Source organism: Phycicoccus sp. Soil748, from assembly GCF_001428025.1.
Lineage (GTDB): Bacteria > Actinomycetota > Actinomycetes > Actinomycetales > Dermatophilaceae > Pedococcus.
In genome coordinates this window covers 141,419-157,479 of the sequence record NZ_LMSC01000005.1, presented here as the reverse complement: position 1 = coordinate 157,479, position 16,061 = coordinate 141,419, and the positions used below count along the sequence as shown (strand labels likewise).

Annotated in this window: 17 protein-coding genes; 3 read left to right on the top strand and 14 right to left on the bottom strand. The window is 71.9% G+C overall.

Features of this window, described 5'->3' with window-relative positions:
- Positions 1 to 137 precede the first annotated feature (137 nt).
- The 4 genes from purH to ASG70_RS03295 all read right to left on the bottom strand — a co-directional run bounded on the left by purH (position 138) and on the right by ASG70_RS03295 (position 4,945).
- Positions 138 to 1,760: a bifunctional phosphoribosylaminoimidazolecarboxamide formyltransferase/IMP cyclohydrolase gene (gene purH / locus ASG70_RS03310; RefSeq protein WP_056882425.1), complete on the bottom strand. Its 1,623-nt coding sequence runs from the start codon at positions 1,758 to 1,760 to the stop codon at positions 138 to 140.
- Positions 1,757 to 2,380, bottom strand: coding sequence for a phosphoribosylglycinamide formyltransferase (gene purN, locus ASG70_RS03305; RefSeq protein ID WP_056882424.1), 624 nt, complete (start codon positions 2,378 to 2,380; stop codon positions 1,757 to 1,759). Before purN ends, purH begins: the two co-directional genes overlap by 4 nt.
- Positions 2,381 to 2,525: 145 nt before the next feature.
- On the bottom strand, positions 2,526 to 3,539 hold the full coding sequence (locus ASG70_RS03300; RefSeq protein ID WP_056882423.1) for a TIGR03557 family F420-dependent LLM class oxidoreductase: 1,014 nt from the start codon (positions 3,537 to 3,539) through the stop codon (positions 2,526 to 2,528).
- A gap of 173 nt (positions 3,540 to 3,712) precedes the next feature.
- Positions 3,713 to 4,945, bottom strand: a complete 1,233-nt coding sequence (locus tag ASG70_RS03295) for a DUF6350 family protein (RefSeq protein WP_156399797.1) — start codon at positions 4,943 to 4,945, stop codon at positions 3,713 to 3,715.
- A gap of 123 nt (positions 4,946 to 5,068) precedes the next feature.
- On the opposite strand from ASG70_RS03295, the gene ASG70_RS03290 reads away from it, so the two are divergent.
- Both ASG70_RS03290 and ASG70_RS03285 read left to right on the top strand, forming a co-directional pair.
- A complete protein-coding gene (locus tag ASG70_RS03290; protein ID WP_235531318.1) occupies positions 5,069 to 5,620 on the top strand; it encodes an RNA polymerase sigma factor in 552 nt (183 codons plus the stop codon).
- The gene (locus tag ASG70_RS03285; protein WP_056882420.1) at positions 5,613 to 7,043 is read left to right on the top strand and encodes a hypothetical protein; all 1,431 of its coding nucleotides are present in this window, start codon (positions 5,613 to 5,615) and stop codon (positions 7,041 to 7,043) included. The genes ASG70_RS03290 and ASG70_RS03285 overlap by 8 nt, the downstream gene beginning before the upstream one ends.
- A gap of 131 nt (positions 7,044 to 7,174) precedes the next feature.
- On the opposite strand, the gene sucD is transcribed toward ASG70_RS03285, so the two are convergent.
- The 10 genes from sucD to ASG70_RS03245 form a co-directional block, all read right to left on the bottom strand.
- On the bottom strand, positions 7,175 to 8,068 hold the full coding sequence (gene sucD / locus ASG70_RS03280) for a succinate--CoA ligase subunit alpha (protein WP_056882419.1): 894 nt from the start codon (positions 8,066 to 8,068) through the stop codon (positions 7,175 to 7,177).
- 22 nt (positions 8,069 to 8,090) lie between these two features.
- Entirely contained in the window at positions 8,091 to 9,278 is a 1,188-nt protein-coding gene (gene sucC, locus ASG70_RS03275; protein WP_056882418.1) for an ADP-forming succinate--CoA ligase subunit beta, read from the bottom strand.
- Positions 9,279 to 9,408: 130 nt separating this feature from the next.
- On the bottom strand, positions 9,409 to 10,338 hold the full coding sequence (locus tag ASG70_RS03270; protein WP_056882417.1) for an NBR1-Ig-like domain-containing protein: 930 nt from the start codon (positions 10,336 to 10,338) through the stop codon (positions 9,409 to 9,411).
- 195 nt (positions 10,339 to 10,533) lie between these two features.
- Positions 10,534 to 11,436, bottom strand: coding sequence for a peptidase inhibitor family I36 protein (locus ASG70_RS19470; RefSeq protein WP_235531317.1), 903 nt, complete (start codon positions 11,434 to 11,436; stop codon positions 10,534 to 10,536).
- 59 nt (positions 11,437 to 11,495) lie between these two features.
- Positions 11,496 to 12,338: a peptidase inhibitor family I36 protein gene (locus tag ASG70_RS18760; protein ID WP_235531316.1), complete on the bottom strand. Its 843-nt coding sequence runs from the start codon at positions 12,336 to 12,338 to the stop codon at positions 11,496 to 11,498.
- Positions 12,339 to 12,450: 112 nt separating this feature from the next.
- The gene (locus ASG70_RS03255; RefSeq protein WP_056882416.1) at positions 12,451 to 13,323 is read right to left on the bottom strand and encodes a peptidoglycan-binding protein; all 873 of its coding nucleotides are present in this window, start codon (positions 13,321 to 13,323) and stop codon (positions 12,451 to 12,453) included.
- Positions 13,324 to 13,608: 285 nt separating this feature from the next.
- Entirely contained in the window at positions 13,609 to 14,193 is a 585-nt protein-coding gene (locus tag ASG70_RS03250) for a DUF3048 C-terminal domain-containing protein (RefSeq protein ID WP_082590032.1), read from the bottom strand.
- Positions 14,093 to 14,362: a DUF3048 domain-containing protein gene (locus tag ASG70_RS20290; protein WP_162253884.1), complete on the bottom strand. Its 270-nt coding sequence runs from the start codon at positions 14,360 to 14,362 to the stop codon at positions 14,093 to 14,095. The genes ASG70_RS03250 and ASG70_RS20290 overlap by 101 nt, the downstream gene beginning before the upstream one ends.
- Positions 14,338 to 14,466 carry a hypothetical protein gene (locus ASG70_RS20180; protein WP_255353779.1) on the bottom strand — a complete coding sequence of 43 codons (129 nt, stop codon included), beginning with the start codon at positions 14,464 to 14,466 and terminating at the stop codon, positions 14,338 to 14,340. Before ASG70_RS20180 ends, ASG70_RS20290 begins: the two co-directional genes overlap by 25 nt.
- Positions 14,467 to 14,498: 32 nt before the next feature.
- Positions 14,499 to 15,470 carry a threonine dehydratase gene (locus ASG70_RS03245; protein WP_056882414.1) on the bottom strand — a complete coding sequence of 324 codons (972 nt, stop codon included), beginning with the start codon at positions 15,468 to 15,470 and terminating at the stop codon, positions 14,499 to 14,501.
- 47 nt (positions 15,471 to 15,517) lie between these two features.
- On the opposite strand from ASG70_RS03245, the gene ASG70_RS03240 reads away from it, so the two are divergent.
- Positions 15,518 to 16,024: a hypothetical protein gene (locus ASG70_RS03240; RefSeq protein WP_056882413.1), complete on the top strand. Its 507-nt coding sequence runs from the start codon at positions 15,518 to 15,520 to the stop codon at positions 16,022 to 16,024.
- Positions 16,025 to 16,061: the final 37 nt, after the last annotated feature.

The following is a 16,061-nucleotide window of genomic DNA, read 5'->3' as shown; positions in this document are numbered from 1 at the left end:
TGCCACCGACCCGAGATTGGGGGCCGAAAGGTGCGGTATTCAGCACCTTTCGGCCCCCAATGTCGGAAGGAGGGCCGCACGGAGCGGGGTGAAGGAGCGGCGTGAAGGGGTGGCGAGTGGGCCCGGGGCCGTTCCCGTCAGTGGGCGAAGTGGCGGGTGCCGGTGAAGTACATCGTGACGCCAGCCGCCTTGGCCGCCTCGATGACCTCGGCGTCGCGCATCGACCCGCCGGGCGCGACGACCGCGCGCACGCCAGCGTCGAGCAGCACCTGCAGGCCGTCGGCGAACGGGAAGAACGCGTCCGACGACGCCACCGCACCACGCGCACGGTCGGCACCGGCCCGCGACACCGCGAGGTGGCAGGAGTCGACGCGGTTGACCTGGCCCATGCCGATGCCGACGGCGGCACCGTCCTTGGCGAGCAGGATCGCGTTGGACTTCACGGCCCGCACCGAGCGCCACGCGAACGCGAGGTCGGCCAGTGTCGCCTCGTCGGCCGCCTCGCCGGACACCAGGGTCCAGCGCGACGGGTCGTCGCCGCCGGGCTTGTCGCCCTCCACGACCGCGTCGACCTTGTCGACGGTCTGCAGGAGCACCCCACCGCTGATGGGGCGCATCTCGATGGCGTCGGCAGTGCGGGTGGCGTCTGCGGGCAGGCGCAGGATCCGGATGTTCTTCTTCGCCTGCAGCACCTCCAGGGCATCGGCGTCGAAGTCCGGGGCGATGATGACCTCGGTGAAGACGTCCTTGACCTGGTCGGCCATCGCACGGTTCACGGTGCGGTTCGCCGCGATGATGCCGCCGAAGGCGGACACGGGGTCCGTGGCGTGCGCGGCTGCATACGCCTCCTCGATGCTCGACCCGACCGCGATGCCGCAGGGGTTGGCGTGCTTGACGACCGCGACGGTCGGCTGGTCGCCGTGGTCGTGGGCGGCACGCACGGCGGCGTCGGTGTCGACGTAGTTGTTGTAGGACATCTCCTTGCCGTGCAGCTGCTCGGCCGAGGCGACGCCGCCACGCCAGTGGCGGTAGAGAGCCGCCTTCTGGTGCGGGTTCTCGCCGTAGCGCAGGACCGCCGCGCGGGTGAAGGTGGCACCGGTCCAGGCCGGGAACCCGGTGCCGTCGGAGGTGTCGGTGTAGACGTTTCCCATCCAGTTGGCGACGGCGTTGTCGTAGTCGGCGGTGTGCACGAACGCCTGTGCTGCCAACAGCTTTCGCTCGGCGAGGGTGAACCCGCCGGCCGCGACGGCGGCGAGCACCGCGCCGTATGCAGCGGGGTCGGTGACCACGGCGACGCTCGGGTGGTTCTTGGCCGCAGCCCGCACCATCGACGGTCCGCCGATGTCGATCTGCTCGATGACCTGGTCGGGGGCGGCGCCGGAGGCCACCGTCTCCCGGAACGGGTAGAGGTTGACCACGACCAGCTCGAACGGCTCGACCCCGAGCTCCTCGAGCTGGCGCACGTGGTCGTCCTTGCGGGTGTCGGCGAGGATGCCGGCGTGGACGCGCGGGTGCAGCGTCTTGACCCGGCCCTCGAGGCACTCGGGGAAGCCGGTGAGGTCCGCGACCTCGGTCACCGGGATTCCGAGGCCCTCGATGAGCTTCGCCGACCCCCCGGTCGACACGATGGCGACGCCCGCCTCGTGCAGCCCCCGTGCCAGCTCCTCCAGCCCGGTCTTGTCGTAGACGGAGACGAGCGCCCGGCGCACGGGGCGCCGTCCTGCGTCGTCAGCGGGCTGGGGGCTGGACTGCTGGGTCACGGAATGCTGGCCTTCCCATCGGTGACGGTGATTCCCTCGCGGGCCGCGCGGCCCACGATGTTGACGAGCAACGGGTGCTCGACGGCTTTGATGCGCTCGTGCAGCGCGTCCTCGGTGTCGTCAGGCCGCACCTCGACGGTGGTCTGGGCGAGCACGGGTCCGGTGTCGACCCCCGCGTCGACGACGTGGACGGTGCACCCCGTGACCGTGGCGCCGGCCGCGAGCGCATCGCGTACGGCGTGGGCGCCGGGGAACGCGGGCAGCAGCGCCGGGTGGGTGTTGAGCACGACGTGCTCGCCCAGGACCCGTGGGCCGAGGATCTTCATGAAGCCCGCCGACACGACGAACGCCGGCTGGTGGTCGGCGATCCGCTCGGCGAGCACGGCGTCCCAGTCGGCTCGGGTGGGGTGGTCCTCGACTCGACAGACGAACGTCGGGATGCCGGCGGCCGCCGCACGGTGCAGGCCCGAGATGCCGGCCCGGTCGGCGCCGACGGCGAGGATCCGCACGCCGTACGCAGGGTCTGCGGTGGCGTCGATGAGGGCCTGGAGGTTGGTCCCGGAGCCGGAGACGAGGACGACGATCCCCGTGGGCTCAGGCGCGGTCACGGCCACGACCATACCGACCGTGGGGAGTGGCACGGCACCCGCGTCCACGCCCGGAGGTCACGCGGGCCACCCCTTCCCCCTGCAAAGCGGGCGTCGTTCGGCAACCCGGGACGTATTTCTCGGGGTCTTGTCGAACGACACCCGCTTTGCCAGGCCGTCAGGGGGCGGCGGCGCGGAGCTTGTCGAGCAGTGGCTGGGCTGCCTCGTCGAGGAACCTCTGCTGTCCCTCGTCCCCCACCTGCACCAGGGCGATGTCGGTGAAGCCGGCCTCCCAGTACGCCGAGACGGCTTCGACGATCGCGTCGAGGTCCGGCCCGCAGGGGATCGACTCAGCCACGTCGTCGGGGGTGACGAACTGCGAGGCAGCCGCGAAACCGGCCGGCGTGGGCAGGTCGGCGTTGACCGCCCAGCCACCACCGAACCAGCGGAACTGCTCGTGCGCTCGCTCCTTGGCGCGGTCGGCGTCCGCGTCCCAGCTGATCGGGATCTGCCCGATGGCGCGGGCCTCCCCTGCGGCCGGGGTGCTCTCGGCCCGGCCGTCGCCCTGCGCCTTCCGCCGCGAGTCGAGGAAGCCCTTGACCAGCTCGCCGTCGGGCTGCACCGCGATCACGTGGTCGGCCAGCGGCCCGAACCGCTCGAAGGACTTCTCCCCCGAGACCGCGACGCCGATCGGCACGCCACCGTCGGGGCAGTCCCAGACGCGGGCCGAGTCGACCCGGAAGTACTCCCCCTGCCACGTCACCAGCTCGCCGGTGTGCAGCTCGCGGATGATGTGGATGGCCTCCTCGAGCATGTCCTGCCGCACGCCGACCATCGGCCAGCCCTCGCCCACGACGTGCTCGTTGAGGTTCTCGCCGCTCCCGAGGCCGAGGGTGAACCGCCCCTCGCTCAGCAGCGACAGGGTGGCCGCCTTCTGCGCGACGACCGCCGGCTCGTAGCGGATGGTCGGACACGTCACGTAGGTCATGAGGTCCAGCGTCGACGTCGCCTGGGCGACCGCCCCGAGGACGGTCCACGCGTACGGCGCGTGCCCCTGCTCGGTCAGCCACGGCGAGTAGTGGTCGCTGCTCACCGCGAAGTCGAACCCGCTGCGCTCGGCGTCGACGGCATAGCCCACGAGCTCTCGCGGTCCTGACTGCTCAGTCATGAGGGTGTACCCGAATCGCGTCATGGACCCACCGTCACACGGCGGCCGGAGGTCCTCCACTCGAGGGTGTCCGCTCTGGGCGAACACGAACCCGCAGGTCAGGAGCAGGCCGGGAGCGGGTCAGCAGGTTGCCGGGAACCGGCTCAGCGGCTCGCGCGGGAATCCGGCACCGCATCATTCGCGCCCGACAGCCGGGGTCAGCGCCGGAGTTTCCAGCGGTCCCACAGCAGCACGAGACCGGCGCCGATGGCGAGCTCCACGAGGAGGGCCAGCGTCATCGCACCGGCGGGTGCCCCGATCGACGAGAGGCGGGCGGCCCCGAGCGACGACCCGGCGAGGACGTCGAGCAGGCCGAGCAGGCCTGCGGCCAGGGCGACCGCGGTGCCGGTGACCAGGAGCTTGGTACGGGTGCGCGACAGGCGTGCGACCGAGCGCAGCGACCGCCACCCCACGAAGGCGCCCACCGCGACCGGGACGAGGACCACGGCCGGGACGATGCCCGCGAACGCGCCCGGCTCGGGCAGCGCACCGAGCACGGGGACCATGGGCATGAGCGAGGTCCGCGAGCCGGTCCAGGTCGCCGAGGCTCCCTCGACGGCGGAGAACCCGGTGCCGGCCATGAACGACACGGCCCAGAGACCGAGGTTGGGCAGCACCAGCAGCTGGGCCAGCGACAGCACCGCTCCGCCGACGAGGCCCGGCGCGAGCTCGCCCTGCAGGTGGGTGACGCGCCCCCAGTGCAGCACCAGCAAGACGGTGCACGCGACGAGGCCTGCGCCCACCAACCCGACCGCGCCCTCGACGCCCGGGCGCAGGGCCCTGCGGACCACGTCCGGCAGCCACGGGGGTCGGCTCAGGCGCGGGCCGGCCAGCTCGGGTCGTGCGCGCACGCAGCGCCTCAGCGCCAGAGCCGCAGCGGCGACCGGGACCACGACGACCGGCAGCACGAGCGTCCACAGGACCGGCTCGGGGCCGGCCGCGAAGGCGACGACCGCCCACAGTGCCGCCGCGACGGCATACCCGACCGTCCAGGCACCGGTCGCGAGCGCGAGGGGGCGGTGGAGGACGTCGCCGGCCAGGGTGACCGTGCGGTCCTCGGTGGTCTCCCGCACGGCTCGACGCGCGGCCCACGCGCCGCCGACGACGGCGAGCGCGAGGAAGAGGAGCGGGACGACGGTCACGGGCGTCCCGCCGAGGGTGAGGTGCGCGCCGCCCCCGAGGAGCCAGAGGCCGGCACCGACGCCCAGGGCGGTCGTCCACTCGACGGTGCTCTGCGACGCGGCCACCCAGACGAGCAGGGCCGGGAGCACGAAGGCGAGCGCCGACGCGCTCGCGGCGCCCGCGCCGGCGAGGAGGGTGCGGTGGAGCCCCCGGGGGTCGGGCCCGCCCGTGGTCGACGTTCCCTTGCGCAGCAGCTCCATCACAGTCATGTCCGGCCTATCGTCGCCGACGACCACGCCGCGCCGACGCAGCAACGCCGGGCAGGGGCGAGAAATGTCCGAACGCGCCGCAACCGGAGCGGGCACGAGCGCGTCTGCTGCGGTGTGATGGCCGTGAGGGAACCAGGCGTCGGCACCGCGGCGCTGCACAGGCGGGAGGTGGCGATGGGCGCGCAGTCCGCGGAGGCGGAGTTCGACGCGTTCTACCGTGACACCGCCCGCCGGGTGGTGCACCTCGTCTACGCCTTCACCGGCGACCTCACCGTCGCCCAGGACAGCACGCAGGAGGCGTATGCGCGCGCCTGGCAGCAGTGGTCGACGGTCCGGACCCACGAGGACCCGCTCGCCTGGGTCCGCACTGTCGCCCGGCGGATCGCCATCTCCGGGTGGCGCAAGAAGACGAGCCAGGACCGGGCCTACGAGCGGCACGGGACGCACGACACCACCGGCCCGCCGACGGAGGACCGGGTGGCCGTCGTCGCGGCGCTGCGCACGCTGCCCGCCCCGGTCCGCGAGGCCGTGACCATGCACTACATCGGCGACCTGAGCATCGAGCAGATCGCCCACGAGACCAACACCCCCGCAGGCACCGTCAAGGCGCGCCTGCACCGGGGCCGCGCGCAGCTCGCGCAGGCCCTGCGTCACGAGGAGAGCAGTCATGGCTGAGCACGAGGACTGGACAGCGGGCGACGACGCCCAGCTGCGTCGTGCCATGGCGACGCTGCGCCGCGACGTCGAGGCCGTGCCGCTGCCGGACGTCCGCTTCGTCAGGGCGAGGGGGCGGGCGCGTCGGCGCCACCGGTTTCTCGGGCTGACCGCGGCAGCGGCCGCCGCCGTGGTCGTCGCCGGTACCGTCGGGTATGCCGCGTGGGGCCCGTCCTCGACGAGGACGCCCCTGACGCCCGCCTCGAGTGCGCGGACCGCGACGACCACGCCCCCGTCGACCACGACCACGACCACGACACCGGCCGACACCCTCGACCAACCCGGGGCACTCCCCCTGGTCGGCGAGTGGGCCTCGTCGCTCGGGCTCACCGGCTCGGTCCTGCTCACCCCGGTGAAGGGCTTCGGGCCCGTGGAGTGCCTGCAGTCCGAGCCCGGCACCAAGGTGCAGCAGGAGGAGGTCACCCGGACTCCGGAGATGCAGGGCGGCCAGGTGCGGTTCCGGATCGGTGCCGGCCAGGACGCGACCACCGCCGCGGACGGCGTCGCCTCGGACATCGCCGGTTGCCGCCTCGCCCCCGGCTACAAGGTCACGCCGGCGTCGTCCGGCACGGGTCAGCGCGTCTACTCCTACACCGCCGGCGACGCCGGGTCAGGCTGGTGGGCGGTGGTGGCCGGCAAGCACGACGTCGTCGTCCTCCAGGTCAACCAGAACGACCGCCCGAAGTCGGGCTTCACGCTGACCCAGGTGCAGGAGCTCGTCTCCACCGCGCAGAAGCGCCTCGCGCGGTACGGCACCGGCACCAAGGGCACCGCCTCCACCACGAGCAGCCCGACGTTCACGGGTCCCAAGGCGGTCGACCAGCAGATGACGGTCGTCGGGCCGTCGCCCGTCCCGTCGTGGAAGCTGTTCGTCGCAGCCTCGCAGTGGAAGTCGTCCGCACTCACCGGTGGGGCCGCGACGACCGCCGGACCAGGGGCGATGGAGGGCTCGACCGCGGTCGCCTCGTGCGAGACCGACCAGCAGCAGGCCGGTGTCGGCGGCCGGGTCGGGGTCGTCTCGGTGCGGGTCGGCACCAGCAGCACCGGGTACATCGGACGGCAGCGCGTCCAGCTCGACGAGTCCTCCGGTCCTGACGCCCAGCAGGCCTACGTCGACGCGCGCCTCGCTGAGGCGAAGGCGCTGTTCGGCAAGGGCTGCTCGACGGGCAACGGCACGGTGCGGTCGACTGCCGGCCCGACCGCCGGCACCTGGCGGCTGGACACCGTCTCCACCGACGGCACCCCGACGCTCTTGGAGTGGGTGGGCGTCACCGCCCAGCGCACCTCCGGCGCCGTGTCGACCGTCGTCATCACCAAGGCGTCCGACCCGGCCCAGGGCTTCGCCGAGCTCGACCGGCTCCTCAACCTCGCCCGCCAGAAGTAGCACGTCCGTGTGGCCGGCAGCAGCCGCCGGCCACACGGCACAGGGCACAGCGGACAACGCGAAGGCCGTCACCCCACCGGGGTGACGGCCTTCGTGCGATCCCTTGCGGGACAGGCTACTTGTGCAGGTGCTCAGCCCTTGAGGCTTCGCATGATCTCGCGCATGAGGTCGGCCGTGGCGGACGGCGTCTTGCCGACCTTCACGCCCGCGGCCTCGAGGGCCTCCTGCTTGGCGGCAGCCGTGCCGGCCGAGCCCGAGACGATGGCGCCGGCGTGGCCCATGGTCTTGCCCTCGGGGGCGGTGAACCCGGCGACGTAGCCGACGACCGGCTTGGTCACGTGCTCCTTGATGTAGGCAGCCGCGCGCTCCTCGGCGTCGCCGCCGATCTCGCCGATCATGACGATGGCGTCGGTCTCCGGGTCCTTCTCGAACGCCTCGAGGCAGTCGATGTGGGTGGTGCCGATGATCGGGTCACCGCCGATGCCGACGGCGGAGGAGAAGCCGAACTCCCGCAGCTCGTACATCATCTGGTAGGTCAGCGTGCCCGACTTCGACACCAGGCCGATGCGGCCGGCACCCGCGATGTTGGCGGGGATGATGCCGGCGTTGGACTTCCCGGGGCTGATCAGGCCCGGGCAGTTGGGGCCGACGATGCGGGTCGTGCCCTTGGTCCTGGAGTAGGCGTAGAACTCCGCGGAGTCCTTGACCGCGATGCCCTCGGTGATGACCACGGCGAGCGGGATGGCGGCGTCGATGGCCTCGACCACGGCCGACTTGGCGAAGGCCGGCGGGACGAAGATGACCGACACGTTGGCGCCGGTCTCCTTCATCGCCTCGGCGACCGTGCCGAAGACGGGCACGGTGGTGCCGCCGTCGAACTCGACCGTGGTGCCGGCCTTGCGCGGGTTGACGCCGCCGACGATCGAGGTGCCCGAGGCGAGCATGCGCTGCGTGTGCTTCATGCCCTCGGAGCCGGTCATGCCCTGGACGATGACCTTGGAGTTCTCATCGAGAAAGATTGCCATTGTTGTGTTTTCCCGGCCCTTGTCAGTTCGTGGCGGCCGAAGCCAGCTCGGCGGCCTTGCGGGCCGCGCCGTCCATGGTCTCTTCGATGGTCACCAGCGGGTGGTTGGCCTCGGCGAGGATGCGCCGGCCCTCCTCCACGTTGTTGCCGTCGAGCCGCACGACGAGCGGCTTGGTCGCCTCGTCGCCGAGCGCGTTGAGCGCGCCGACGATGCCGTTGGCGACGGCGTCGCAGGAGGTGATGCCACCGAACACGTTGACGAACACCGACTTCACCTGCGCGTCGCCGAGGATGATGTGCAGTCCGTTGGCCATGACCTCGGCGGAGGCGCCGCCCCCGATGTCGAGGAAGTTGGCGGGCTTGGGCGACCCGGCGAACTCCTCACCGGCGTAGGCGACGACGTCGAGGGTCGACATGACCAGGCCCGCGCCGTTGCCGATGATGCCGACTGAACCGTCGAGCTTGACGTAGTTGAGGCCCTTCTCCTTGGCCGCGGCCTCGAGCGGGTCCGCCGCAGCCTTGTCCTCGAGCGCCTCGTGGTCGGGGTGGCGGAAGTCGGCGTTGGCGTCGAGGGTCACCTTGCCGTCGAGCGCAACGATGTCGCCGTCCTCGGTCTTCACCAGCGGGTTGACCTCGACGAGCGTGGCGTCCTCGTCGCGGTAGACCTCCCACAGCTTCTCGAGCACCGGGGCGATCTTGGCGCCGGTCTCGGCGTCGAACCCGGCGGCCTCGACGATCTCGGCGGCCTTGGCCGCGTCGATGCCGGTGTTGGGGTCGACCGCGATGCGGGCGAGGGCCTCGGGACGCTCGACCGCGAGCTGCTCGATCTCCATACCGCCCTCCTTGCTGCACATCGCGAGGTAGGAGCGGTTGGCCCGGTCGAGCAGCACGGAGAAGTAGTACTCCTCGGCGATGCGCGCGCCCTGGGCGATCATCACGGTGCCCACGGTGTGGCCCTTGATGTCCATGCCGAGGATGGCCTGCGCGTGCTGCTGCGCCTCGTCGGCGCTCTTGGCGACCTTGACGCCGCCGGCCTTTCCGCGCCCGCCGGTCTTCACCTGGGCCTTGACGACGGTGACCCCGCCGCTCTTGGGGCCGATGGCCTCGGCGGCTTCACGAGCCTGCTGCGGGGTGGTGGCGGTGGCGCCGGCCAGCACGGGTACGCCGTGCTTCTCGAACATGTCTCGAGCCTGGTATTCGAACAGATCCACGTCTGACGTCCTCGTCTGCTGATGGGTGAGGTTCGGCCCCGAGACTAGTCCTGTCGTGCGCGGTCGGGCTCCGCGGGTGCGACGGGTGCGAGGAATCTCACCGACCCGGTCCCGTCGGGACGTGACCGGCTCAGTCGACGACGAGCTGGAAGGTGACGGGCCGGCTCCCGGGGAACGCCACGACGCCGTCGCCGTCGACCATCTTGTAGCGCACGAGGCAGAACCCGGCCGTCGGGGGGACGCTGACCTGGACCTCGACGTCGACCAGGCCACCGGGCGCGGTGTCCGGGACCGGGACATCGGGGATCGTCTGGCACTCGTCACGGCCCTGCGGCACGTCGAGACGGTGCAGCGTGTAGCCGGCCCACGGGACACTGCCCGCGTTCTTCAGGCGCCAGACCTTGTCGACGCGCTGTCCCCTGGCCACGTGGCTGCAGTCCGGCAAGGTCACGTCGGCGACGAACGCCGCGCGGTCCCCTGCGTGGACCGGGGCTGCCGCAGGGGGGTTGGCCCGGCGTACGGGGCAGTCACGGGCGACCGGCGGCGGCGCGGCCGCCGGCGTCTCGGCGTGGCCTGCGACCGACCATGCCACGCCACCCGCCGATGCGAGGAGGGCAGCTGCGGCGAGCGCCGTCACAGCCCGTCGCGGTCGACGCCGGCCTGTGGTGGGGGACGCCGCTGGGCCGATGAGTGGTTCGACGACGGGTGGTTCGACGACGAGTGGTTCGACGACGAGTGGCAGGGCCGGGTCAGGCAAGGACGGCACGACGGCCCTGGCCAGGCACCCGGCCGACCTGGCCGCCCCTTCCCACCGGTCCCGGTACGCCGCCGGATCGGCTCCACAGGCCTTGACGAACTCGACGGTCGTCGCCCAGCTGGGCAGGCGGTTGCCGTGCACCGCCTCGTGCAGGGTCGTGTGCGAGATGACCTTCGACCGCCCCGCCATGGCCCGGAACGACGGTCGTCCCACCGACTCGCGCAGGTCTGCGAGCTCCCGCGCGAAGTCCTCGATGGCCTCGGCCCTCGTCGTCCACGTGGCTTGCCCCGCGACGTCCCCCACGGCGCCCTCCCGGCCGTCCCCCGGCCCCGCCCGTCGGGGCCGCGAGAGGGACGCTACGCCACGAGGGCCGATACCAAAAGGGGCAATCAACCGCAGAAGCCATCAAATGGGAGTTGTTGCCCGGGATGGCCCAAGGTCCCGCCCGGAGCCGCCGCCTGCTGGACGACCACCCGGACGGGACCTGGAGTGCTTGGCCTAGGAGGTGAGCACGACGTTGTCGTAGTAGTGGTTGAGGATGTATGCGTAGCCGTGCCCCGCTTGGGCCAGGTCACGCGAGCCGTACTGCGACATCCAGTTGCCCGCCACCCAGGCGCCACATGCCGTGGTCGTCGAGCAGTAGTGCGCCTGGAGGATGTTGCCGCTGCGGGTCATCCGGGTGCCCCACGTCGCGTCGACCGCGGAGCTGGTCGAGGACACCGCGGTACCGGGCCGGTACACCTGGTCCCCCGTGTCGTCCCGGACGTCGTAACAGGCTCCCCACGAGGTCGTGCGGGTGGAGTGCAGCGCCCAGTACCAGCCGTAGCTCTTCACCGCCATGGCCCCGGACTTGAGCGACGCCGCCGGCCAGCTCGGGACCCACTCGTTCGGCAGGACGTTCTTGACGTACGTCTTGAACGCCACCCGGTCCACGCGGCCGAGCGAGACCCGGTACACCAGGATCGAGCTGGGAAGCGTGGTGTTGGTCCCGTCGGTGTGGCACCCCGTCGGGCCGGAGGCCAGGAGCTCGTGCGACGCGTTGTTGTTCTTCAGCGTCGCGTTGAGGTTTGCCTGCGCGCCCGGCGCGAAGTCCTGGTGGGCTCCGGCGAAGTTGCTGTTGTAGTAGACCCGGACGGTCTTGCCGGTGCGGTTCCAGACCGACGCCGCGTTGTTCTTGACGCAGATCCCCTGGCCTGCGCCTGCGCCCTTGAACTCGTAGCAGCTGGGCTGGGTCGCGCCGTAGTCGTCGAGGGAGTCGGCGAAGTCGGAGACCGACCCGGCTTGGTTGCTGTTGTAGTAGTAGCAGAACTCGCCACTGTTGCAGGCCCCGTCGCGGGCCGCCGCGCTCGCCGGTGAGGCGAACGTGGCGACCCCGACGAGGGCGACCAGGACACTGACCACGGCTGACCCCAGACGGGCCGGTCCCCTTCTCACGGTCGTCCTCCCCCGCCCGTCCCGGCTCAGTGGTTCGCCTTGAACCACGGCTGGGCCCAACCGAGGTAGTGCTGGCCCCACCGGCTCTCGATGGCGCCGATCGTGGTCTTGGTGAGCGTGCCCGTGCCGTTGATGTCGGTCGAGATGAAGTCACCGCCGCCGATCGAGATCATCACGTGGCCGGCACCACTGCTGCCGCCGCTGAAGAACGCGAGGCCGCCTGCGGGGACGGACCGGTCACCACCGTGCCGGTAGCTGGTCGGGATCTGGGTCCAGTGCACGTATGCCGTGCTGGAGCCACTGTGGGCCCAGCCGTAGGCGAGGCCCATGACGTGGTCGCACATGCCGACGTACTCGGAGTGGTAGCTGGTCGTGATGTGGTTCTTCGCCCACGTCACAGCCTCCGCGCAGGTGCGGGGGTTCCCGAACGAGTTCTTGCAGGACTCGGTGCTCGTGCTGATGAACTGGTGCGAGGCGTTGTTGTTCTTGAGCGTGGTGTTGAGGTTGCGCTTGGTCCCACCCGGGATGTCCTGGTAGGAGCCGGCGTAGTTGCTGTTGTAGTAGACGCGGACCGTCTTGCTGCTGCGGTTCCAGACCGACGCCGCGTTGTTCTTGACGCACACGCCCTTGCCGTTGCCAGCGCCCTTGAAGTCGTAGCAGTCCGGCTGGGTCGTCCCGTAGTCCCCGATGGAACCGCCGAAGTCGGAGACCGAGCCGGCCTGGTCGCTGTTGTAGTAGTAGCAGAACTCGCCGTCGTTGCAGGCGCCGTCGCGCGTGGCGGCCGACGCGCTCGAGACGCCGATGCCGAGCATCGGCGCTGCGAGCGCCGCCGCCGCGGCCAGGGCGAATGGCTTGCTGAGGAGCTTCATGGGTTTCCCTTCGTGGATGTCGGAGCTGCTGTTCGTGGAGCTCTGCAGGCAACCGGTCAGGAGGGACCGGTCGAGGCAGGTCGTGGCGGGTCGGGATCGTGTCGGGAGCAGGTCAGGACAGTCGCTGGTACTCCTCCCAGGTGTGGATGACGACGGACGGCCCGTCGTCCGCGGCGTGGTTGGCGAGGCCGTTGAGGCCGAGGTAGTAGTCGCCGGCCTGGTGCTGCGCCTGGCTGGAGAGGTCGGTGTCGCTGATGGCGACCGCGTGGATGTGCCAGGGCCAGTCACCCTGCGTGGGGTTGCGGACCCAGGCGGCGAAACCCACCTCTCGGAGCGCGCGCGCCACCTGGGTGCGGGTGCTCGCGGTCATGCCGGCGACGGAGATGTCGACGACTCCCCCGCCGTCGTGCGTACCCGCCGAGGTCGGGTCCCCGCCGGGGTTGTAGGAGCCCTGGTCGAGGACGAGGTTGCGGCCCAGGCGGCGCTCGGCCTCCAGGAGCATGCTGCGCGTGCGGGTGTCGACGACGTAGCCGTCCATGGGTACCTCTGACCCCGGACCGATGAGGTGGGTGACGCTGAAGCGCCCCTTACCCAGCGAGGTCAGGGAGGTCGCGCCCGGGAGCCCGTTGGCATCGAGGCCGTGGTACCCGAGGGAGGCCTGGTAGGCGGCGTAGGCCTCGACGGTCTTGCTGCCGAAGTAGCCGTCCACCCACTGGGCGTCGAGGAGGTGCTCGGCGTGGAGCGCGTTCTCGACCGCGAGGACGCTGGCCTTCGCTCCCTGTGTGAGGGTGTCGTCGGCCCGGCGCGGGTCGATCTGGGCGGCCTTGACTGTCGCCTCCATGTTGACGACGGGCAGGGTGGCGGCCTGCGCTCGGGAAGGGGTGGCACCTCCCGGTGCCGCGACCCCCAGGAGAGCCGCCAGGGCGACACCGAGCACGGGCCACGAGGCGGTGCGCGGCGGCTTGGACCAAGGACGAGCGGACATCGGAGCTCCTGGGTTGGTGCCGCCGGCCGCGAGAAGCGGGGGCGGTCACGGTCTGTCGGACGGCACCCACCCTCGGGCGCACGGCCCGGTGTCCGGCAGCCCTGAAGTCGCCTCCTGACGCCGCGGCGCCCTTCGGACGGCGCTGACCAGCGCAGACGCGGTGTTGTCAGATCGCGGCGGCGACCCCGCGGCCGCTGTGGGACGGTGCCTGACAGCTCCCTGACAGGGGTGGCGGCATGCGGCTGCCCCCTACGTCGGGCCGGTGCCCGCAGCGCCGTCGAGCGCTCAGCGGACCGTCGCGACCCGGCCGGTCGGCACGAGGAGGACCCACACGGGGCCCTGGGGCGCGAAGGTCACGACCTGCCCGTCCGCGGTGAAGGTCGTCGGCGACGTGGCGCCGGAGCGCGACCACGTGCCCTGCCACACCCGTCCGCCGCGCAGCACGGTGGCCCTGCCCGAACCCACGAGCTGCTCCACCGGTGTCGGCCGGCCGTTGACGTCACGGTTGGCGGAGTCCTTGGAGGCGACGTACTGGACGACCACGGTGGAGGCGCCGTACTGGGTGCCGGAGGGGCTGACGTCCGGCCGGCCGTCGGTGACGACGAGGTACTGCCCTCGCTTCGCGTCCCACCGCAGTGACACGGTGGCCGCGGGCCATCGCGCCGTGACCGAGGTCGCGGGGGCGCCACCGGCGGTCGGAGGGCCGTACCGGAAGCCGATGTCGCGGGGCTCGACACTGCCGCCGGCGCGGGCCAGGACGGCCTTGGGGTCACCGATGAGGTTGTACGGCGCCGGCCGCGGGCGGTCGCGTCGGTAGCCGCGGCCCGACTGGTCGTTGCTGAGGTTCACCTGCGCCCCGAGGGCCAGCACCTTGGCGGTGTAGGACGACGAGCCGGAGTAGGCGAAGGCGACCTTCCCCCAGTTGGGCGAGGATCGTGACGTCGGTCTCGCGTCCGCTGCGCACGGGCCCCACCTCGCGGGCCTGGTCGCGGCTGAAGATCGCGAGCAGCCGGGTCAGCCCGCCCTCGACCGGCTCCACGTAGACGACGTCGGCCTGGTCGAGCCGCCGGCGCAGGCCGCCCCGGTGGCGACGACGGCCAGGGCGAGGGCTGCCTCGACCGCCCGACGGGCACCACGCCTCATGGCCTCAGGATAGGTGGCCCACCCCCGGCGGCTCAGGCGGCCGGCGTCCGGCCGGCGAGGACCTCGGTGAGGATCGAGGTGTCGCAGTTGCCGCCGGAGAGGATGACGCCGACGCGCCGGCCCGCCGCGGCGTCCCGTTCGGCGAGGAGCCCGGCCAGGGCGATGGCCCCGGCCGGCTCGGGCAGCTGGTGGGTCGTGCGCAGCAGCACCCGCATCGCCTCGGCCGTGTCGTCCTCCCCCACCGTCACGATGTGGTCGACCCCGGCCACCATGGTGGCGATGGCTGCGGCGTCGGGTGTCCGGCACGCGACCCCGTCGACGAACGTCGCCGCCCGCTCGGTCGTCACCACCGCAGCCGCGGCGAACGACAGCGCTGTCGCCGGCGCCCGCTCCGCCACGACACCGACGACCCGGGTCGCCAACCCGAGCAGGTCGCGGACACCCACGAGCCCCGCGATGCCCGAGCCCATGCCGACCCCCACGTAGACGGTGTCCAGCGCACCGGCGGCGTCGAACAGCTCCTTGGCGTAGGTGCCGACGCCGACGACCAGGTCGGGGTGGAAGGACGGCACGGTCTCCAGGCCCAGCTCGTCTCCCAGCCGGGCCGCGTGCTCGCGCGACTCCTGGAAGTCGGCCCCGTGGACGACGAGCTCCGCCCCGAAACCGCGCATGGCCGCGTTCTTGTCAGGGCTGTTGCCCTCGGGCACGACGATGACCACGCGCAGTCCCGCAGCGGCTCCGGCATACGCGAGCGACTGGCCGTGGTTGCCGCGGGTCGCCGAGACGAGGCCCGCCACGTGGGGACGCTCGCGCCTCAGGCGGTCGACGTAGACGAGGCCGCCACGCACCTTGAAGGCGCCGGTCGGCGTCTGGTTCTCGTGCTTGACCCAGACCGTGGCGCCGACGTGCGCGCCGAGCAGCGGCCACGCGAACTGGGGAGTGGCCGGGAAGTGACGGCGCACCACGGCGGTCGCGACATCGAGGTCCGCGGAGGAGAAGCCCATGCCCGATTGTGGCCCTGTGTGGAGGGCGACGTGGCAGGGTGTCCGGTATGTCGCGATCCGCCACCGCGCCCCTGCCCGCGCCCGCCCGTGCCACCGCCGTCGGCACCCTGCTCACCGCGGCGCTCGCCGGGTGCATGGTGCTCACCGGGTGCGTCGCGAAGACGCCGGAGATCCCCAAGGCCCCGGCGACGGCGTCGACCTCCACCACCCCGTCGGTCGACTACCCCATCGCCATCCAGCGGTTCGGCGGGGTGGCGGGCTTCTCCGACACCGTCAACATCGACGTCGACCGGAGCGTCATCGCCAAGGTCAACCGGCAGACCCTGTCCTGCACCCTCGACGAGGCGAGCTTCTCCGCCATCACCAAGGCCGCCCTGGCAGTCGGCGACAGCGGGAACGACAGCACGCCCACGATGGCGCGCCCCGACGACATGCTGGTGCTGCTCAACGCCGTCCCGACCACCGACGACCGCATCAAGGATGTCGAACCGGTCGTGACCTCGCTGCTCGAGGACCTCGCGAAGCCGAAGGCGAAGCGCACCGTCTGCCGCTGACCTCACCATGCGACACCGACCTGAAGGTCGCTGACAC